Genomic DNA, 15,422 nt, shown 5'->3' with positions numbered 1-15,422 from the left:
GGCCTGTCGCGCGCCGGCGCGGGCTACAAGACCACGCGTTTTGATTCGGCCATGCGCTGCGCGGTGCGGCTGCCCGACAGCACAAAGCCGCGCTGCACACCGGCCTCGTCCAGCCACTGCCAGAGGCCGGCTTCCGGTGCATGCCACTGGCCGGCTGTTCCGGGGCTGGGCGGGGCTGCCACCAACGGCAATGCCGGTGTCTTGACGGACACCGGCATCAGTGCAAACACCGCGTCGCTCGGCGTTCCGGCCAGCGTGGCCGCCAGCGCCCGGGCCGCCGTCATGATGGGCATGACATAGGGCAGGGTGACCCCATGCGCATACTGCGCGCAGTCGCCCAGCGCATGAACGTGCGCCGCGCTGGTCCGGAGCTGGCGGTTCACCATGATGCCGCGCTCGACGGCCAGCCCAGCAGCCTGCGCCAGGCGCGTGTCCGCTCTCAAACCAATAGCGCTCAACACACAGTCAGCCTGCGCCAGCAGCCCATTTGACAATAAAACCTGCAAATTTTCCGCATTCTGGGTCGCGTCAACGCGGCGCACGGTGGTGCCGAAGTGAAACGTCACCCCCAGCGCTTCCAGGGCCTGGCGCAACTCGGCGCTGGCCGCTTCGGGCAGCAGGGCGGCCAGCGGGCGCAGGCCCGGGTCCACCACGCTGACGCAAAAACCGGCACTGGCCAGGTCATTGGCAAACTCGCAGCCGATCAGGCCCGCGCCCATGATCAGCACCGGGCGACCGCTGCCGGCTTGCAACTGCGCATGCAGCACTGCGAAGTCGTCCAGCGAATTGACGCTGAGCACCCGGTCTGCCGCATCGCCCTCGACCGGCACGCGAATCGGCTGCGCGCCGGTGGCCAGCACCAGGTCACGAAAGGCAATGCTGCCTGCGGGGGTCATGACCGACTGCGCTGCAGTGTCGAGCGCCTGGACGCGGGTGTGGGCCAGCAAGGTGACGCCCAGTGTCTCGGCCATCCTGGCGGCTGGCGTGCTGACGAGCTGGGCCGGCAACCGGCCTTGCGCAAAGGCGTTGGACAGCGACGGCTTGGCGTAGAAGTCCCCACTGTCGCCGGTGATCAAGGTCACCGGCGTGGTGCTGTCGAGTTTGCGGAACTCGCGCACCGTGGTCCAGCCGGCCAGACCCGCGCCAATGACAACTACGGTATTTGTCATGCCGCAGCGCCTGCCGGCGCCGACGTGGCCTTGGCTTTGCCGCCCCAGCGCTGCCAGGCTTTTTCATGGAAGAAAAAGGCAAACGCCTGCACCGTCGGCTCCAGCAGGCTGAGTGTCAGCGACAGCAGAAAGTTGCCGGTCACTGCATAGGCCACCAGCGCCGCCACCGTGACGTGCACCACGTAATAGGTGGCGGTTTTCTTCAGTGTGGGCAAATTGTCACGGGCAAATTTGGGCATGGGGAAACTCCTTCAAGGCAATCAAAAAACAGAAATGCAGGTTGTCAGTTAAATCTCGACCGCTTCAAACTCGGCCTTGGCCACACCGCAATCCGGGCAAATCCAGCTCTCTGGCACATCGGCCCAGCGCGTGCCCGGGGCAATACCGTCTTCGGGTAAGCCTGCGGCTTCGTCATAGATGAAACCGCAAATGAGGCAGAGGTAGGTCTTCATGTGAATTCTTTCAGTTCTATCGGTGAAAAAGACTGTTTGCGCAACATTGACAAGCTTATTATGCTATTAATAACATAGCTAAACACATGGCGCGACCTGTGCACCAGTGGCACCTTTTCCGGACTTCGGCAAGAGTGTGAAAGCCGGGGTACTTTTCGCAAAAGTCTCAGGTCTTGCCGTTAAAGCGCAGTGTGCCCATCGTAAAACGTCCTCTTGCAATAGAATTAATTTAATTAATATAGATTAATGATATTTAAAAACTATCAATCTGACCATTTGTTTTTGTCTAAGCAGGCGATAGGCAGAGCGTGCACCTTTAACGCGTTGATTGAGAAGTCATGGTTGTTCCGTCTTGAAATCAGCACACGCTGCAACGGCCAAAACAATGCAGGGACTTGCCGGATTGACCTGCAAACCGAATCAGTCCGCGCTCTCGGCACCGGGGGCGTGCCGGGTCAGCTTGCGAGTCGCGCTGCACAGGTCGGCAATCGCATCGGCCGCGGGCCGTGTGTCTGGTGCGCTTTTCGGGCTGACAGGGTGCTGGCTCTGTGCCAGCCGCCGCAATACGGCTTTTTTTTCTGCAGCCCCCGCAGGCGGGTCCACAGGGCTGCGTCGGACATTGTTTCCTGTTGATCAGCCAGGCTGCGCCTGCTGAACGCATGGCCGGTATGGCAGCGGTAGCGTACCTGGCGCCTGTCGTCCGTCTCGAACAGCAAGCCGCCGCAATCGGGGCAGGTAAAGGGCGAGGGGCTGGCGGTGGCCTGGAGGTTTTCCATGCCACTGATCCCCAGGCTGATCGGACAAAGGCCATGGCCAGTACGCTCAAACCAAAGGCCAGCGACACCCCGGTCAGGCCGATGCCCACGCCCGGAAAGGCTGCCGCGATCACGGCGCTGCCGCAACCCCCGAGCACCAGCCAGAAAGTGCCGAAGAACTCGGCGGCAAGTCGATTGGACAAGGGAATTTTTTCTCTCCCGAAGTTCGAAGGTGCTGGCATATTGCGCAGGTGGCCGGCGCGTGCCGGTATGCCGGAAAAAAAAGAATACCGCCTTTGCCTTTTCGGGCGCAAGCGGTTCAGGGTGAACGCAATGGCGCCCACGCAACGCAAGATGACCCTGTTGCGGCGCGGCCAGCGGCTCCAGATCGGGGTGTTCCCCTCTGTCAACACCGGCAAGGCAAGGCTGAGAAAGCGGCGACCGACATTACAAATCAATGGCTTTAATACCGCATTTTTTGGGTTGATGGTTACCTGACGTCCGGCTTTTCGGCGGGGCAGGCCGGACGGAAAAAACACTTTCAGCCGTGCTTTTAAAGCCTGGGCGTGGCCCGCCCGCCAATGGCGCGTGTTTTCCTGAGCGCCATGGCCTGAACGCCGTCTTGAAGAAACATGCCGACTGGCGCAAAATGCGCCAATCAGGAGATTTTTCATGGCTTCACCTTCCATCGGTTTTTCATCTGTCAAACTTCCCGCCGCCCTGGTGCAGCAAGCCCGCGAAGCCGCCCAGCCGCTGCGGCGCTCGGTCGCCGGCCAGGTTGAATACTGGGCCACGCTGGGCCGCATCGTCGAGCATTCGGGCTTGACGGCGCAGGAGGCGCAGGCGGCTATCGAGGGCTATGAGGCGGCGGCCAAAGCAGTTCGCCAAAAAATACCCGATTCGCTGGAGGCACTCAAGCTTCGCGTTCTCGCCGCCAGCAACAGCGGGGTCTTGCAGGCGAATATCCGGACGTTGGTTGAAGACAACCGCCAGCTGGCCGCCGCGCTGCGCGCAGCTGCTTGAGTCCGCCCATTTTTCACCTTCTGGCCGGACCGAACGGCGCAGGCAAATCCACGCTTTAACGCGCCTTGGTGGCCAGCGGCACCATTGAAAACCATCTGGAATTCGTCAATGCCGACCTGTACGAAAGGGACTGTTTGCAGCATGTCCCTGACCTGCAAAAGCGTTCCGAAGCGGCGCGTGAATGGGCTGACACACGGCGGGAGACATTGCTCGATGCCCGGGCCGGTTTTGTCAGCGAAACCGTTTTTTCGCACGAATCAAAGCTTGACCTGATCCGCCATGCGCAGTCGCTGGGCTATCAGGTGGTTCTGTATGTGGTGGCCCTGGACGATCCGCAGCGGCTGGTGGCCCGCGTCAGCCAGCGTGTCAGGGAAGGCGGCCACAACGTTCCGGCCAGCCGCATCTTGGGGCGTTATCCGCGCACCATGGCCTATCTTGGGCAGGCAGTGCGTCTCGCCGATCTGGCCTTTCTCTACGATGCGGTCGAAGTGGAGCTGGGCGCGCACCGATTGGTGGCGCTGTGCGAGAAGGCGCTGACGACTGTGCTGGCGGACGAGTTGCCGCTCTGGGCGGCGGCGATGCTGGCGGCGAAGTAAGCTTTTTACCTGTCGCGGCCTTGAAACGCGCTACACCTGCCCGCCCTCAAGCCGCCACGAACCGCCCGCGCAAATACGCAATGATCTTGTCCGAGTCGTAAAGCCACTCGCTTTTGCCGGCCTTGTCGGTGATCTTCAGGCAGGGCACCTTGGCCTGGCCGCCGCCCTGGAGCAAGGCCTGCCGGTCGGGGCCGGCGGGCTGCGCGTCGATGCGCTGGATGTTCAGCGACAGGCGGCTCATTTCCTGCCGGACCTTGCTGCAAAACGGGCAGGTCTTGTACTGGTACAGCGTCAGCGACTTGCATTGCCGGTTGACCTTGTCCTGCGCGGCCTGGATGCGCACCACGCCCCGGGGCCGGGTGAGCGTTTCCTTGAGCACCACCACCGGGCCCAGGACGACGCGCACGGTTTTAAAGAAGAATCGGATAAAAGTTTTCATGGCTGATTTTAGGGCGTGCGTCGCCACGGCCCGGCGGCAGGCGCAGGTCAGCCGCGCATCAAGGCCTCGATCTCGTCGGCCTTCACCGGAACGCCGCGCGTCATCAGCTCGCAGCCTTTGGCGGTGACCAGCGCATCGTCCTCGATGCGGATGCCGATGTCCCAGAATTTCTTCGGCACGCCCTTGGCCGGGCGCACGTACAGGCCGGGCTCGATGGTCAGCACCATGCCGGGTTTCAGGATGCGAGACGGCTTGCGCATGACCATCTGGCCCAAGGCGTCTTTCTCGGGCTGCGGCTGGCTGCCGGGCTCGGTGTAGTCGCCGCAGTCGTGCACGTCCATGCCCATCCAGTGGCCGGTGCGGTGCATGTAGAACTGGCGGTAGGCGCCCGATTCGAGCACGTCATCGACGCTGCCGTGCTTGGCCCTGGCCAGCAGGCCGGTGTCCAGCATGCCTTCGATGAGCACCCGCGTGGCGGCGTTGTGCGGGTCGATGAAACGGTTGCCCGGCCGCGTGGCGGCTATGGCCGCTTCCTGCGAGGCCTGCACGATGTCGTAAAGAATGCGCTGCGCCGGGGTGAATTTGCCATCGGCCGGAAAGGTGCGCGTGATGTCGCTGGCGTAGCCTTCGAGCTCGCAGCCGGCGTCGATCAGGCACAGCTGGTCGGGTATGAGTTCGGCGTTGCCGGCGCGGTAATGCAGCACGCAGGCGTTGGCACCGGCGGCGACGATGCTGGTGTAGGCCGGGAATTCGGAGCCGTGGCGGCGGAACTCGTGCAGCAGTTCGGCTTCGAGGTGGTATTCGCGCAGTCCGCCTGGCACGCCATTTTTACCGGCGCGCAGCATCGCCGCCGAGGTCTGCATGGCGCGCACATGGGCACCGGCCGAGATGGCACCGGCGCGCCGCAAAATGGCGATTTCATGCGCGTCCTTGACCAGCCGCATTTCGTCGAGCAATTTGCATAAATCGTGCTGGCTTTGCGGGCATTCGGCGCCAAAGCGCACACGGGCGCGCACCTTGTTCAGCCACCCATCGACCGTTGTTTCCAGTCCCTTGTGGGTGGCGAAGGGAAACCACACGGCGTTCTGGTTCGCCAGCAGCTCGGGCATTTTCTCGTCGAGCATGTCCGCGCTGAAAGCCGCTTCGACACCGAGTTGCGCAGGCGCCGCTTCAGGGCCGAGGCGAATGCCGTCCCAGATTTCACGCTCCAGATCCTTGGGCCGGCAAAACAATGTGCTCTTGATGGTTTTGCCGCTGGCTTCGATCACCAGCCAGGCGCCCGGCTCGCTGAAGCCGGTGAGGTAGTAAAAATAGCTGTCGTGGCGGTAGGGAAAGTCACTGTCGCGGTTGCGCGGCATCTCGGGCGCCGTCGGCAGCACGGCGACGCCGCCGCCGGCCTTGATCAGGGCGCGGCCAATGGCAGCGCGGCGTTTGGCAAAGACAGCAGAAGGGTTCAACAGGGTGCTCATGGGGGAGGATGCTTTCAGTTCGGGAAATTTTGATTCAGTTCGGCCAGTCGCTCGGGTGTGCCGACATCGGTCCAGGCGCCCAGGTACAGCTCGGCGCTGACTTGCTGGCGGTCCATGGCCTCGCGCAGCAGCGGCGCCAATGCGACCGCCAAGCCTGGCGAATTGCCGAAGGGCAGGGCGTCGAACAACTCGCGCCGGTACAGGCCGATGGTGCTGTAGGTGTATCGCGGCGCGGCATCGCCGGCCGGCAGGTTGCGCGCCAGGCCGCCTGCGCCCAAGCCAAAATCGCCGTGCGGGTTGTGCGGCGGATTGGGCACCAGCCACAGGTGGGCGAGCTTGCCGCCGGCCACAAAGCGGCTGACGGCTTCGGGCGAGAATTCAAAACCGGGCACGAACACATCGGCGGCCAGCAGCCAGAACACGTCGCCCAGCAGCGGCAGCGCCCGCGCAATGCCACCAGCGGTTTCCAGCGCGTAGCCAAAATCATCGCCTTCGTGCGAGTATGAAAATGATAGCTGCTCGTTCCCGCCGGTAGTGCGCAAAAGGTCTAAATGGCTTGAAATTTGTTCGCCCAGCCAGGCGGTGTTGACGACCAGTTCGTGAAAACCGCCGCGTGCCAGCGCCAGCACATGCCAGTCGATCAGCGCCTGGCCGTGCACCTTGAGCAGCGGCTTCGGGCAGTCGTCGGTCAGCGGGCGCATGCGCTCGCCGCGCCCGGCAGCCAGGATCATGGCCGGGATCGGCGGGCTCATCTGCACCGCCCAAACAGCCGGTGAACGCGGCAGAAAAAAAGGCTGGCGCAGAAGGGTTTGGTTTGCATAAGCACGACTTTAGGGCATTTGCCGCCGCCGCTGTTTCGGCGCTGCACAAAGCAGCGACAAGAGGCAGTCAGCGCATCGGCCGTTAAAATGCCGGATTACCTTGACGATCGAACTTTCCGGAGCTTAGCCTGATGGCCAAAAACGAAATGATGGCGAATGCGATACGCGCACTTGCAATGGACGCGGTGCAACAAGCCAACTCCGGTCACCCCGGCGCGCCCATGGGCATGGCCGACATGGCGGTCGCGCTCTGGGGCGACCACCTCAGGCACAACCCGGCCAACCCGCACTGGATGAACCGCGACCGCTTCGTGCTGAGCAACGGCCATGCGTCGATGCTGATCTATTCAGTGCTGCACCTGACCGGCTACCAGTTGCCCATCGAAGAGCTGAAGAACTTCCGCCAGTTCGGCTCCAAGACCCCCGGCCACCCCGAAGTGGACGTGACGCCAGGCATCGAGACCACCACCGGCCCGCTCGGCCAGGGCCTGACCAACGCCGTCGGCATGGCACTGGCTGAAAAGCTGCTGGCCAGCGAATTCAACCGCGTCAGCGGCAAAACCGACCACACCATCGTTGACCACCACACCTATGTGTTCCTGGGCGACGGTTGCCTGATGGAAGGCATCAGCCATGAAGCCATCGCGCTGGCTGGCGCCTGGAAGCTGAACAAGCTGGTTGCGCTGTACGACGACAACGGAATTTCCATCGACGGCCAGGTCGCGCCCTGGTTCATCGACAACACGCCGATGCGCTTTGCCGCCTGCGGCTGGAACGTGATCGACGTGGTGGACGGCCATGACGCCACCGCCGTGTCGGCCGCCATTGCCGGCGCCAAAAGCAGCCTGGACAAGCCAACGCTGATCGTCTGCAAGACGCACATCGGCAAAGGCTCGCCCAACCGCGCCAACACCTCCAAAGCCCACGGCGAGCCGCTGGGCGCCGAGGAAATCGGCCTCACGCGCACCGCCATCAACTGGCCGCACACCGCCTTCGACCTGCCCAAGGAAACCTACGCGGCCTGGGACGCCAAGGTCAAGGGCGCCAAGGCCGAGGCCGCCTGGGACAAGAAGTTTGCCGCCTACACCAAGGCCCATCCCGAGCTGGCGGCTGAATTCGTTCGTCGCATGAAAGGCGAGTTGCCGAAAAGCTTCTCGCAACTGGCCGTCGACACCGTTGTAAGCGCGCACACCAGGGCCGAAAACGTGGCGTCGCGCAAGGCGTCGCAACTGGCCCTCGAATCGTTCACCGCCGGCCTGCCCGAACTGCTGGGCGGCTCGGCCGACCTGACCGGCTCCAACCTGACCAACACCAAGGCCACGCCTGCGCTGCGCTTTGACGCCAGCGGCGAGGTGGTGAAAACCGAAGCGGCCAACGGCAGCCTGGTCGGCGGGCGCCACATCAACTACGGCGTGCGCGAATTCGGCATGGCGGCGGTCATGAACGGCGTGGCGCTGCATGGCGGCTTCATTCCCTACGGCGGCACGTTTTTGACGTTCAGCGACTACTCGCGCAACGCCATCCGCATGGCTGCGCTGATGAAATTGCGCGTCATTCACGTCTTCACCCATGACTCCATCGGCCTGGGCGAAGACGGCCCGACGCACCAGTCGATCGAGCACGCCGCCAGCCTGCGGCTGATTCCCAACCTCGACGTCTGGCGTCCGGGCGATACCGCCGAGACCGCTGTGGCCTGGGCCGTGGCGCTGGAAAACAAGAGCCGTCCAACAGCCTTGCTGCTGAGCCGCCAGAACCTGCCCTACGCGCCGAAAGACGATGTCGGCCAGATCAGCAAGGGCGCCTACGTGCTCGCCGAGCCGGCAGAAGTCGGCCTGAACAAAAAGGCCCAGGCCGTCATCATCGCCACCGGCTCCGAAGTGCAGCTGGCGCTGAAGGCGCAGGAACTGCTTGCGGCGCAAAAAATTGCCGTGCGCGTCGTGTCCATGCCGAGCAACACGACGTTTGACCGCCAGGACGCCGCCTACAAGTCGAAAATCCTGCCCGAAGGCATTCCCCGCATCGCAGTGGAAATGGGCGTGACCGACGGCTGGTGGAAATACGGCTGCGCCGCCGTCGTCGGCATCGACACCTTTGGCGAGTCGGCGCCGGCGGGCGTGCTGTTCAAGCATTTCGGCTTCACGCCGGAAAACGTGGTGGCGACGGTACGCAAGGTGCTGCGTAAAAAGTAAGGACTGGTGCCACAAACCCGGCGCCAGGCAGGCAATCCGTTCACCCTTGACCTTGCGCAAACCACGCGGTCCGGTCTGAACGGATGATCAAAAGTTAACTACAGGAGCGAAAGAGAATGACGATCAAGATGGGTATCAACGGCTTCGGCCGCATTGGCCGCAACGTGTTGCGCGCCGCTGTTCAAAACTTTAGCGACATCGAAATCGTCGCGATCAACGACCTGCTGGAGCCGGACTACCTGGCTTACATGCTGCAGTACGACTCGGTGCATGGCCGCTTCAAGGGCGAGGTTTCGGTCGAAGGCAACACGCTGATCGTCAACGGCAAGCGCATCCGCCTGACGCAGGAACGCGACCCCGCCAACCTGAAGTGGGCCGAAGTCGGCGCCGATGTGGTGCTGGAAGCCACCGGCCTGTTCCTGGACAAGGCTGCCGGTGAAAAACACCTGACCGCCGGTGCCAAGAAGGTCATCTTCTCGGCACCGTCGAAAGACGACACCCCGATGTTCGTCTTCGGCGTGAACGACAAGACCTACGCCGGCCAGGCCATCATCAGCAACGCCAGCTGCACCACCAACTGCCTGGCACCCATCGCCAAGGTGCTGCACGACAAATGGGGCATCAAGCGCGGCCTGATGACCACGGTGCATGCCACCACCGCCACGCAAAAAACCGTGGACGGCCCGAGCAACAAGGACTGGCGCGGCGGCCGCGGCATTCTGGAAAACATCATTCCCTCGTCAACCGGCGCGGCCAAGGCCGTCGGCGTGGTGATTCCCGAGCTGAACAAAAAGCTCACCGGCATGTCGTTCCGCGTGCCCACGTCCGACGTGTCGGTGGTGGACCTGACCTGCGAGCTGAGCAGCGAAGCGACGCTGAAGGAAATCTGCGCCGAAATGAAGGCGCAAAGCGAAGGCGCGCTCAAGGGTGTGCTGGGCTACACCGAAGACAAGGTTGTCGCGACGGACTTCCGTGGCGATACCCGCACCTCGATTTTTGATGCGGACGCCAGCATTGCGCTGGACGGCACTTTCATCAAGATCGTCGCCTGGTACGACAACGAATGGGGTTATTCAAACAAGTGCCTTGAAATGGCGCGGGTCGTGTCGAAGTAAATCTTCTTCAACTGCAAAAAAAATGCGCCTCAGGGCGCTTTTTTTTTGCCCTGAAATTTTTCGAAAGTATCTATTCTCGTTAATGAGAAAAATCGCGAATTTACTTATGATGAGGGCTGAAAGTATTCATGCATAAATCTATTCATCATTTCCTTACATGCCAACCCACGCGCTGACTGACGCCCTGTTGACGGCCCTGCGCGCGCAAGGCGGTGTCGCCACCAGCATTGAACTGCAGGCGCGCCTAAGCGTAAGCCAATCGACGGTGTCGCGCGCGCTGGCGCCCCTGCTGGCGGCAGGCGATGTGTTGCAGAGCGGCGCGGCGCGGGCGCGGCGCTACCTGCTGCCGCGCCGCATTCCGGGCGCGGGCAGCGAATTGCCGGTGATGCGCGTCGATGCGCGCGGGCAGGTCACGCCCTTTGGCCGCATCGTGCCGCTGCCCGGCGGGCGCTTCTGGGTCGATGAGGCCGATGGCGTGAGCGAACTGCACGACGGCCTGCCCTGGTTTCTGGACGACATGCGACCGCAAGGCTTCATGGGCCGCACCTTTGCCCATACCCATCCCGTCCTGGGGCTGGCGGCCGATCCGCGCCACTGGAGCGCCGACGATGCGCTGAAGGCGCTGGCCAGCTTTGGCGACGACTTGCCAGGGAACCTGATCGTCGGCGAGCCGGCTTTCGAGCGCTTTCACACACTGGGCGAACGCGCTTCGCGGGCGGACTCCAGCGCTGACTATCCGCGCCTGGCGCAGCAGGCCATGCTGGGCGCGCTGCCCGGTTCGTCGGCGGGTGGCGAGCAGCCCAAGTTTTGCACCTTGATTGGCGGTCGCGCGGTGATTGTCAAGTTCTCTCCAGCAGGCGATTCCGACGTGGACCAGCGCACCCGCGACCTGCTGGTGTGCGAGCACCTGGCGCTGCAAACGCTTGACAGCGCCGGCCTGCCCGCCGCCCGCACGCAGGTGTTTTTTATCGAGGGCCGCATGTTCCTTGAGTCCGAGCGCTTTGACCGCACCGCCGCCGGGCGCATCGGCATGGTGTCCTTGCAGGTCTATGACGCGCAGTATGTCGGCGAGGAAGACAACTGGGCGGCTACCGCCCGCCGCATGGAAGCACGCTCGCTGTTGCGCCCGCAGGACGCGGCGCACCTGCGCTTTCTGGAAGCCTACGGCGTGCTGATTGCCAATACCGACCGCCATTACGGCAACATTTCCCTGTTGCTCGAGGGCGACGACTGGCGGCTGTCGCCCACCTACGACATGCTGCCCATGCTGTACGCGCCGGTGGGCGGCGAACTGGTGCCGCGCGACTTTGCCGCCCGCCCGCTGCAACCCAGTGCCGCGACGCTCGACCAGTGGACGCAGGCCAAAGAACTGGCCATCGCCTTCTGGCAAACCGCCGCGCTGGACGCACGCATTTCGGCCGGTTTCAGGGCAGTGGCATCAGGCAACCTGCAAACCCTTCGCATGTTGTGACGCTGCCCGTGCGCTGCAGCGCATTCGTTCAGAGCGATGCAAACCTTTTTAAGAATCAAAAGGTCATTTGCGCATGCTGCATATGCATATACAGCTATGAATACCGTAGCAAGCATGCAGAATTCCTGGCCCGCTGTGATTTTCAGTCAAGCGAATCCGCTTTGACCGGCTACGGCGCCCACGCAAGGTTCATCCGGCGCGGCGACGGGCCGCTGCCTGGGCAATCTCGGGCGGCAGGCGCTTGAGCAGCCAGCGAATCGCCAGCGGCACCAGCACCAGGTCGTCAACCAGGCCGATCACCGGCAGCACGTCGGGAATCAGGTCGATGGGCGAAAAGAGATACAGCGCAATCAGCGCCGTGCCCCACTTCAGCCAGCCTGGCGCGTCCGGGTGGCGCAGCGCAAACCACAACTGCCGCGCGTCGCCGCGTAAAACAGTCCAAAGCAGGGTCAAGCGTTTCAACATGGCAATCAATCTCCTTACTGATCGGCTCCTGATGGACCCGCGTCCAATACAAATGGCGCTGGCCGGGGCGACTGCAAGGGTTTTTCACCGGACGTTACATTCGGCGCTTCGCGCTGCTTGCAGCCCTCAGACGCGTTTGAAAATCGTGGTTGTGCATCAACGCGGCCGACCCTGCACAGGCAGCGGCAGCGCCGTTTTGTAGCGCACCTGCTTGAGCGCAAAACTGGAGCGGATCTTTTCGATGCCCGTAATCGGCGTGAGCTGTTCCACGATGAATTTTTCCAGGGCGGCAATGTCGGTGATGGCCACGCGGATCAGGTAATCGCTGTCGCCGCTCATCAAATAACACTCCATGACCTCGTCGTGCTCTGCAATGCGTTTCTCGAACTCGGCCAGCGCGGCCTTACTCTGGCTGGTGAGGCTGATGGAGATAAAAACGTTCGGGCCAATGCCCAGGGCTGCGGCGCTCACCAGCGCCACGTAGCGCTCTATGACGCCATCGTCCTTCAACGCCTTGACGCGCGCCAGACAAGGCGAAGGCGACAGGTGGACCTGCCGCGCCAGTTCCACGTTGGTCAGTCCACCGTTGCGTTGCAAGGCATCAATAATGCGTAAGTCAACTGAATCCAGCATAAAAATTTTAAAAGTTAAGGTAGTGCAGCTCATTGTGCTGCGAGTTCGGGTAAGTCTTCCCCGAGATCAGCAGCCTGTGCGCACTTTATTTGCGTAAATTCGTCCATATGACCTGCTTGTTTTAAATCCATGAATTTTGCACACATGAATGAACCGCTCGATACCGATCCCGAAGAAACCGGCGAGTGGCAGGACGCCCTGGCAGCCCTGCTGGCCACGCAGGGACCGGAGCGTGCCCGCTTTGTGCTCGACACCCTGGCGCGCCAGGCGCGCACCGCCCGCATCGGCTGGCAGCCTGAGTTGTGCACGCCTTACGTGAACACCATTGCGGTGGACCAGCAGCCGCCGTTTGCGGGCGACCTGGCCATTGAAGAGCGGCTCGCCTCGCTGATGCGCTGGAACGCCCTGGCGATGGTGGCGCGGGCCAACCAGGCCTACGGCGACCTCGGCGGCCACATTGCCAGTTATGCCAGTGCCGCTGATCTGTTCGAGGTCGGCTTCAACCACTTTTTTCATGCCCGAGACCAGCGCCCCGAAGGCGGGCATCTGGGCGATCTGGTGTTTTTCCAGCCGCACAGCGCGCCCGGCGTGTATGCGCGGGCCTACCTCGAAGGCCGCTTGAGCGAGGCAGACCTGGGCTACTACCGTCAGGAACTGACCAGCCCCGCCGCGCTGGGCGGAACGGGCGCACGCGGCCTGTGCAGCTATCCGCACCCCTACCTGATGCCCGATTTCTGGCAGTTTCCCACCGGCTCCATGGGCATCGGCCCGATCAGCTCGATCTACCACGCCCGCTTCATGCGCTACCTGAGCCACCGGCAATTGCTGGACTGCGCGAACCGCAAGGTCTGGGGCGTGTTTGGCGACGGTGAAATGGACGAGCCCGAAAGCATGAGCGCGCTGACGCTGGCGGCCCGTGAGGGGCTGGACAACCTGGTCTGGGTCGTCAATTGCAACCTGCAGCGGCTGGACGGGCCGGTGCGTGGCAATGGCCGCATCATCGACGAGCTGGAAAAGCTGTTTTCCGGGGCCGGCTGGAACGTCATCAAGCTGATCTGGGGCAGCGACTGGGACGGGCTCTTCGCCCGCGACACGAGCGGCGCGCTGACCCGCGCATTTGCCAACACCGTCGATGGCCAGATGCAGACGTTTGCCGCCAAGGACGGACGCTACAACCGGGAAACATTTTTCGGCCAGAACGAAGCACTGGCCCACCTGGCGCAAGGCATGACCGACGAGCAGATAGACCGACTCAAGCGCGGCGGCCACGACCTGGTGAAGATTCATGCGGCCTATGCCGCTGCTGCCGCGCACCAGGGCCAGCCGACAGTCATCCTGGCGCACACCAAAAAAGGCTATGGCATGGGCAAGGCCGGGCAGGGCAAGATGACCACCCACAGCCAGAAAAAACTCGACGAAAAAGAGCTGATCGAATTCAGGAACCGCTTCAACCTGCCATTGAGCGACGCGCAGGCCACGTCGCTGGCGTTTTTCAAACCCTCGGCGGACAGCCCTGAAATCCAGTACCTGCATGCGCGCCGCCAGGCTTTGGGCGGCTACCTGCCGCGCCGCGACACCGCGTGCGCAACCCTTCCGGTGCCCGAGCTGGCGCGCTATGCCGCCTTTGCACTGCAACCGCAAGGCAAGGAGATGAGCACCACCATGGCCTTTGTCCGCATGCTGGGCGGACTGCTGAAAGATGCGGTGCTGGGTCCGCGCATCGTGCCCATCGTGGCCGACGAAGCGCGCACCTTCGGCATGGCCAATCTTTTCAAACAGGTCGGTATCTATTCGAGCCTGGGCCAGCGCTATGCGCCTGAAGACATTGGCTCGGTCCTGAGTTACCGCGAAGCCATCGACGGCCAGATCCTGGAAGAAGGCATCAGCGAGGCCGGCGCCATGGCCAGCTGGACGGCGGCGGCCACCAGCTACAGCGTGCATGGCCTTGCCATGCTGCCGTTTTATATCTATTACTCCATGTTCGGGTTCCAGCGGGTGGGCGACCAGATCTGGGCGGCTGCCGACCAGCGCGCACGGGGTTTCCTGCTGGGCGCGACCTCGGGGCGAACCACCCTGGGCGGGGAAGGGCTGCAGCACCAGGACGGCAGCAGCCACCTGATCGCCGCGACCATTCCGAACTGCAAGGCCTACGACCCGGCCTTTGCCGGTGAACTGGCCGTGATCCTCCAGCACGGCATGCAGGAAATGCTGGTCGAGCAGCAGGATGTGTTTTATTACCTGACGCTGATGAACGAGAACTATGCCCAGCCCAATTTGCCGCCCGATGTGCACGCTGACGTGATTTCGGGCTGTTACCGGTTCGGCCACTATCCGGCGGCCGCCGGGGCGCGCCAACCGGGCAGCGCTGCCCTCAAGGTCACGCTGATGGGGTCAGGGGCGATCCTCACCGAGGTGATCAAGGCGGCCCATCTGCTGGCAGCGCAAGGCGTTGACGCCGAAGTGATCAGCGTGACCAGCTGGAGCGAGCTGGCGCGCCAGGCCCAGGCCAGCACATCAGACGCAACCGGCGCAACCGGCACCGCCTGCGATACTGATGCGGGCGCAGCGTTTGTCACGGCGAAGCTCCTGCAGACCGAGGGCCCCATCGTGGCGGCGACCGACTACGTGCGCGCCGTGCCTGAAAGCATCCGGGCTTACCTGCCGACTGGCCGCGCCTACACCACACTGGGCACCGATGGCTTTGGCCGCAGCGACACCCGGGCGGCGCTTCGCCGTCATTTCTCGGTGGACGCGGCCAGCATTGAACGCGCGGCATGGCGCGCGCTTCGGGCCAGTCCATGAGTGCATCACGAAGAATTCTTGCG

The 15,422-nt window shown here is 62.9% G+C and carries 15 protein-coding genes and 1 pseudogene; 7 read left to right on the top strand and 9 right to left on the bottom strand.

Features of this window, described 5'->3' with window-relative positions; translation table 11 throughout:
- Positions 1–23: 23 nt before the first annotated feature.
- From IWX87_RS05565 to IWX87_RS05550, 4 genes and pseudogenes are all read right to left on the bottom strand, one after another.
- On the bottom strand, positions 24–1,169 hold the full coding sequence (locus IWX87_RS05565; RefSeq protein ID WP_196862528.1) for an FAD-dependent oxidoreductase: 1,146 nt from the start codon (positions 1,167–1,169) through the stop codon (positions 24–26).
- Positions 1,166–1,408, bottom strand: coding sequence for a DUF2061 domain-containing protein (locus IWX87_RS05560; RefSeq protein ID WP_196862527.1), 243 nt, complete (start codon positions 1,406–1,408; stop codon positions 1,166–1,168). Before IWX87_RS05560 ends, IWX87_RS05565 begins: the two co-directional genes overlap by 4 nt.
- A 48-nt stretch (positions 1,409–1,456) precedes the next feature.
- Positions 1,457–1,621 (bottom strand): rubredoxin, encoded by a 165-nt coding sequence (locus IWX87_RS05555; RefSeq protein WP_196862526.1) that lies wholly within the window; start codon positions 1,619–1,621, stop codon positions 1,457–1,459.
- An 802-nt stretch (positions 1,622–2,423) separates the two neighbouring features.
- Positions 2,424–2,585 (bottom strand): annotated as a pseudogene (locus IWX87_RS05550) (aquaporin); the annotation flags it as partial.
- Between the two features lie 61 nt (positions 2,586–2,646).
- Between IWX87_RS05550 and IWX87_RS05545 the strand changes: the two are divergent.
- The 3 genes from IWX87_RS05545 to IWX87_RS05535 all read left to right on the top strand — a co-directional run bounded on the left by IWX87_RS05545 (position 2,647) and on the right by IWX87_RS05535 (position 3,995).
- Complete coding sequence (locus IWX87_RS05545; protein WP_196862525.1) at positions 2,647–2,874, top strand: hypothetical protein; 228 nt, start codon at positions 2,647–2,649, stop codon at positions 2,872–2,874.
- A 174-nt stretch (positions 2,875–3,048) separates the two neighbouring features.
- Positions 3,049–3,399 (top strand): hypothetical protein, encoded by a 351-nt coding sequence (locus IWX87_RS05540; protein WP_196862524.1) that lies wholly within the window; start codon positions 3,049–3,051, stop codon positions 3,397–3,399.
- Between the two features lie 68 nt (positions 3,400–3,467).
- The gene (locus IWX87_RS05535; RefSeq protein ID WP_280757261.1) at positions 3,468–3,995 is read left to right on the top strand and encodes a zeta toxin family protein; all 528 of its coding nucleotides are present in this window, start codon (positions 3,468–3,470) and stop codon (positions 3,993–3,995) included.
- 46 nt (positions 3,996–4,041) lie between these two features.
- On the opposite strand, the gene IWX87_RS05530 is transcribed toward IWX87_RS05535, so the two are convergent.
- From IWX87_RS05530 to IWX87_RS05520, 3 genes are read right to left on the bottom strand one after another with little or no spacing between them, the layout of a single operon-like run.
- On the bottom strand, positions 4,042–4,434 hold the full coding sequence (locus IWX87_RS05530) for a glutathione S-transferase N-terminal domain-containing protein (RefSeq protein ID WP_196862523.1): 393 nt from the start codon (positions 4,432–4,434) through the stop codon (positions 4,042–4,044).
- Between the two features lie 47 nt (positions 4,435–4,481).
- Entirely contained in the window at positions 4,482–5,903 is a 1,422-nt protein-coding gene (locus IWX87_RS05525; RefSeq protein WP_196862522.1) for an aminopeptidase P N-terminal domain-containing protein, read from the bottom strand.
- A 14-nt stretch (positions 5,904–5,917) separates the two neighbouring features.
- A complete protein-coding gene (locus IWX87_RS05520; protein ID WP_196862521.1) occupies positions 5,918–6,655 on the bottom strand; it encodes a nucleotidyltransferase family protein in 738 nt (245 codons plus the stop codon).
- 200 nt (positions 6,656–6,855) lie between these two features.
- On the opposite strand from IWX87_RS05520, the gene tkt reads away from it, so the two are divergent.
- The 3 genes from tkt (at position 6,856) to yjjJ (ending at position 11,499) form a co-directional block, all read left to right on the top strand.
- The gene (gene tkt, locus IWX87_RS05515) at positions 6,856–8,913 is read left to right on the top strand and encodes a transketolase (protein WP_196862520.1); all 2,058 of its coding nucleotides are present in this window, start codon (positions 6,856–6,858) and stop codon (positions 8,911–8,913) included.
- 116 nt (positions 8,914–9,029) lie between these two features.
- On the top strand, positions 9,030–10,028 hold the full coding sequence (gene gap / locus IWX87_RS05510) for a type I glyceraldehyde-3-phosphate dehydrogenase (protein ID WP_196862519.1): 999 nt from the start codon (positions 9,030–9,032) through the stop codon (positions 10,026–10,028).
- Positions 10,029–10,185: 157 nt separating this feature from the next.
- Positions 10,186–11,499 (top strand): type II toxin-antitoxin system HipA family toxin YjjJ, encoded by a 1,314-nt coding sequence (yjjJ, locus tag IWX87_RS05505; protein ID WP_196862518.1) that lies wholly within the window; start codon positions 10,186–10,188, stop codon positions 11,497–11,499.
- A 189-nt stretch (positions 11,500–11,688) separates the two neighbouring features.
- Here the strand turns inward: yjjJ and IWX87_RS05500 are convergent, their stop codons facing one another.
- Both IWX87_RS05500 and IWX87_RS05495 read right to left on the bottom strand, forming a co-directional pair.
- Positions 11,689–11,964 (bottom strand): YkvA family protein, encoded by a 276-nt coding sequence (locus tag IWX87_RS05500; protein ID WP_196862517.1) that lies wholly within the window; start codon positions 11,962–11,964, stop codon positions 11,689–11,691.
- Positions 11,965–12,120: 156 nt separating this feature from the next.
- Complete coding sequence (locus IWX87_RS05495; RefSeq protein WP_231374614.1) at positions 12,121–12,597, bottom strand: Lrp/AsnC family transcriptional regulator; 477 nt, start codon at positions 12,595–12,597, stop codon at positions 12,121–12,123.
- A gap of 144 nt (positions 12,598–12,741) precedes the next feature.
- On the opposite strand from IWX87_RS05495, the gene mdeB reads away from it, so the two are divergent.
- The gene (gene mdeB, locus IWX87_RS05490; protein WP_196862516.1) at positions 12,742–15,399 is read left to right on the top strand and encodes an alpha-ketoglutarate dehydrogenase; all 2,658 of its coding nucleotides are present in this window, start codon (positions 12,742–12,744) and stop codon (positions 15,397–15,399) included.
- Positions 15,400–15,422: the final 23 nt, after the last annotated feature.

The organism is Polaromonas sp. CG_9.7 (genome assembly GCF_015752205.1).
In the GTDB taxonomy this organism is placed as follows: Bacteria; Pseudomonadota; Gammaproteobacteria; order Burkholderiales; family Burkholderiaceae_C; genus Polaromonas.
Note: the sequence above shows the minus strand (reverse complement) of the source record. Positions and strands in the feature narration are given on the sequence as shown.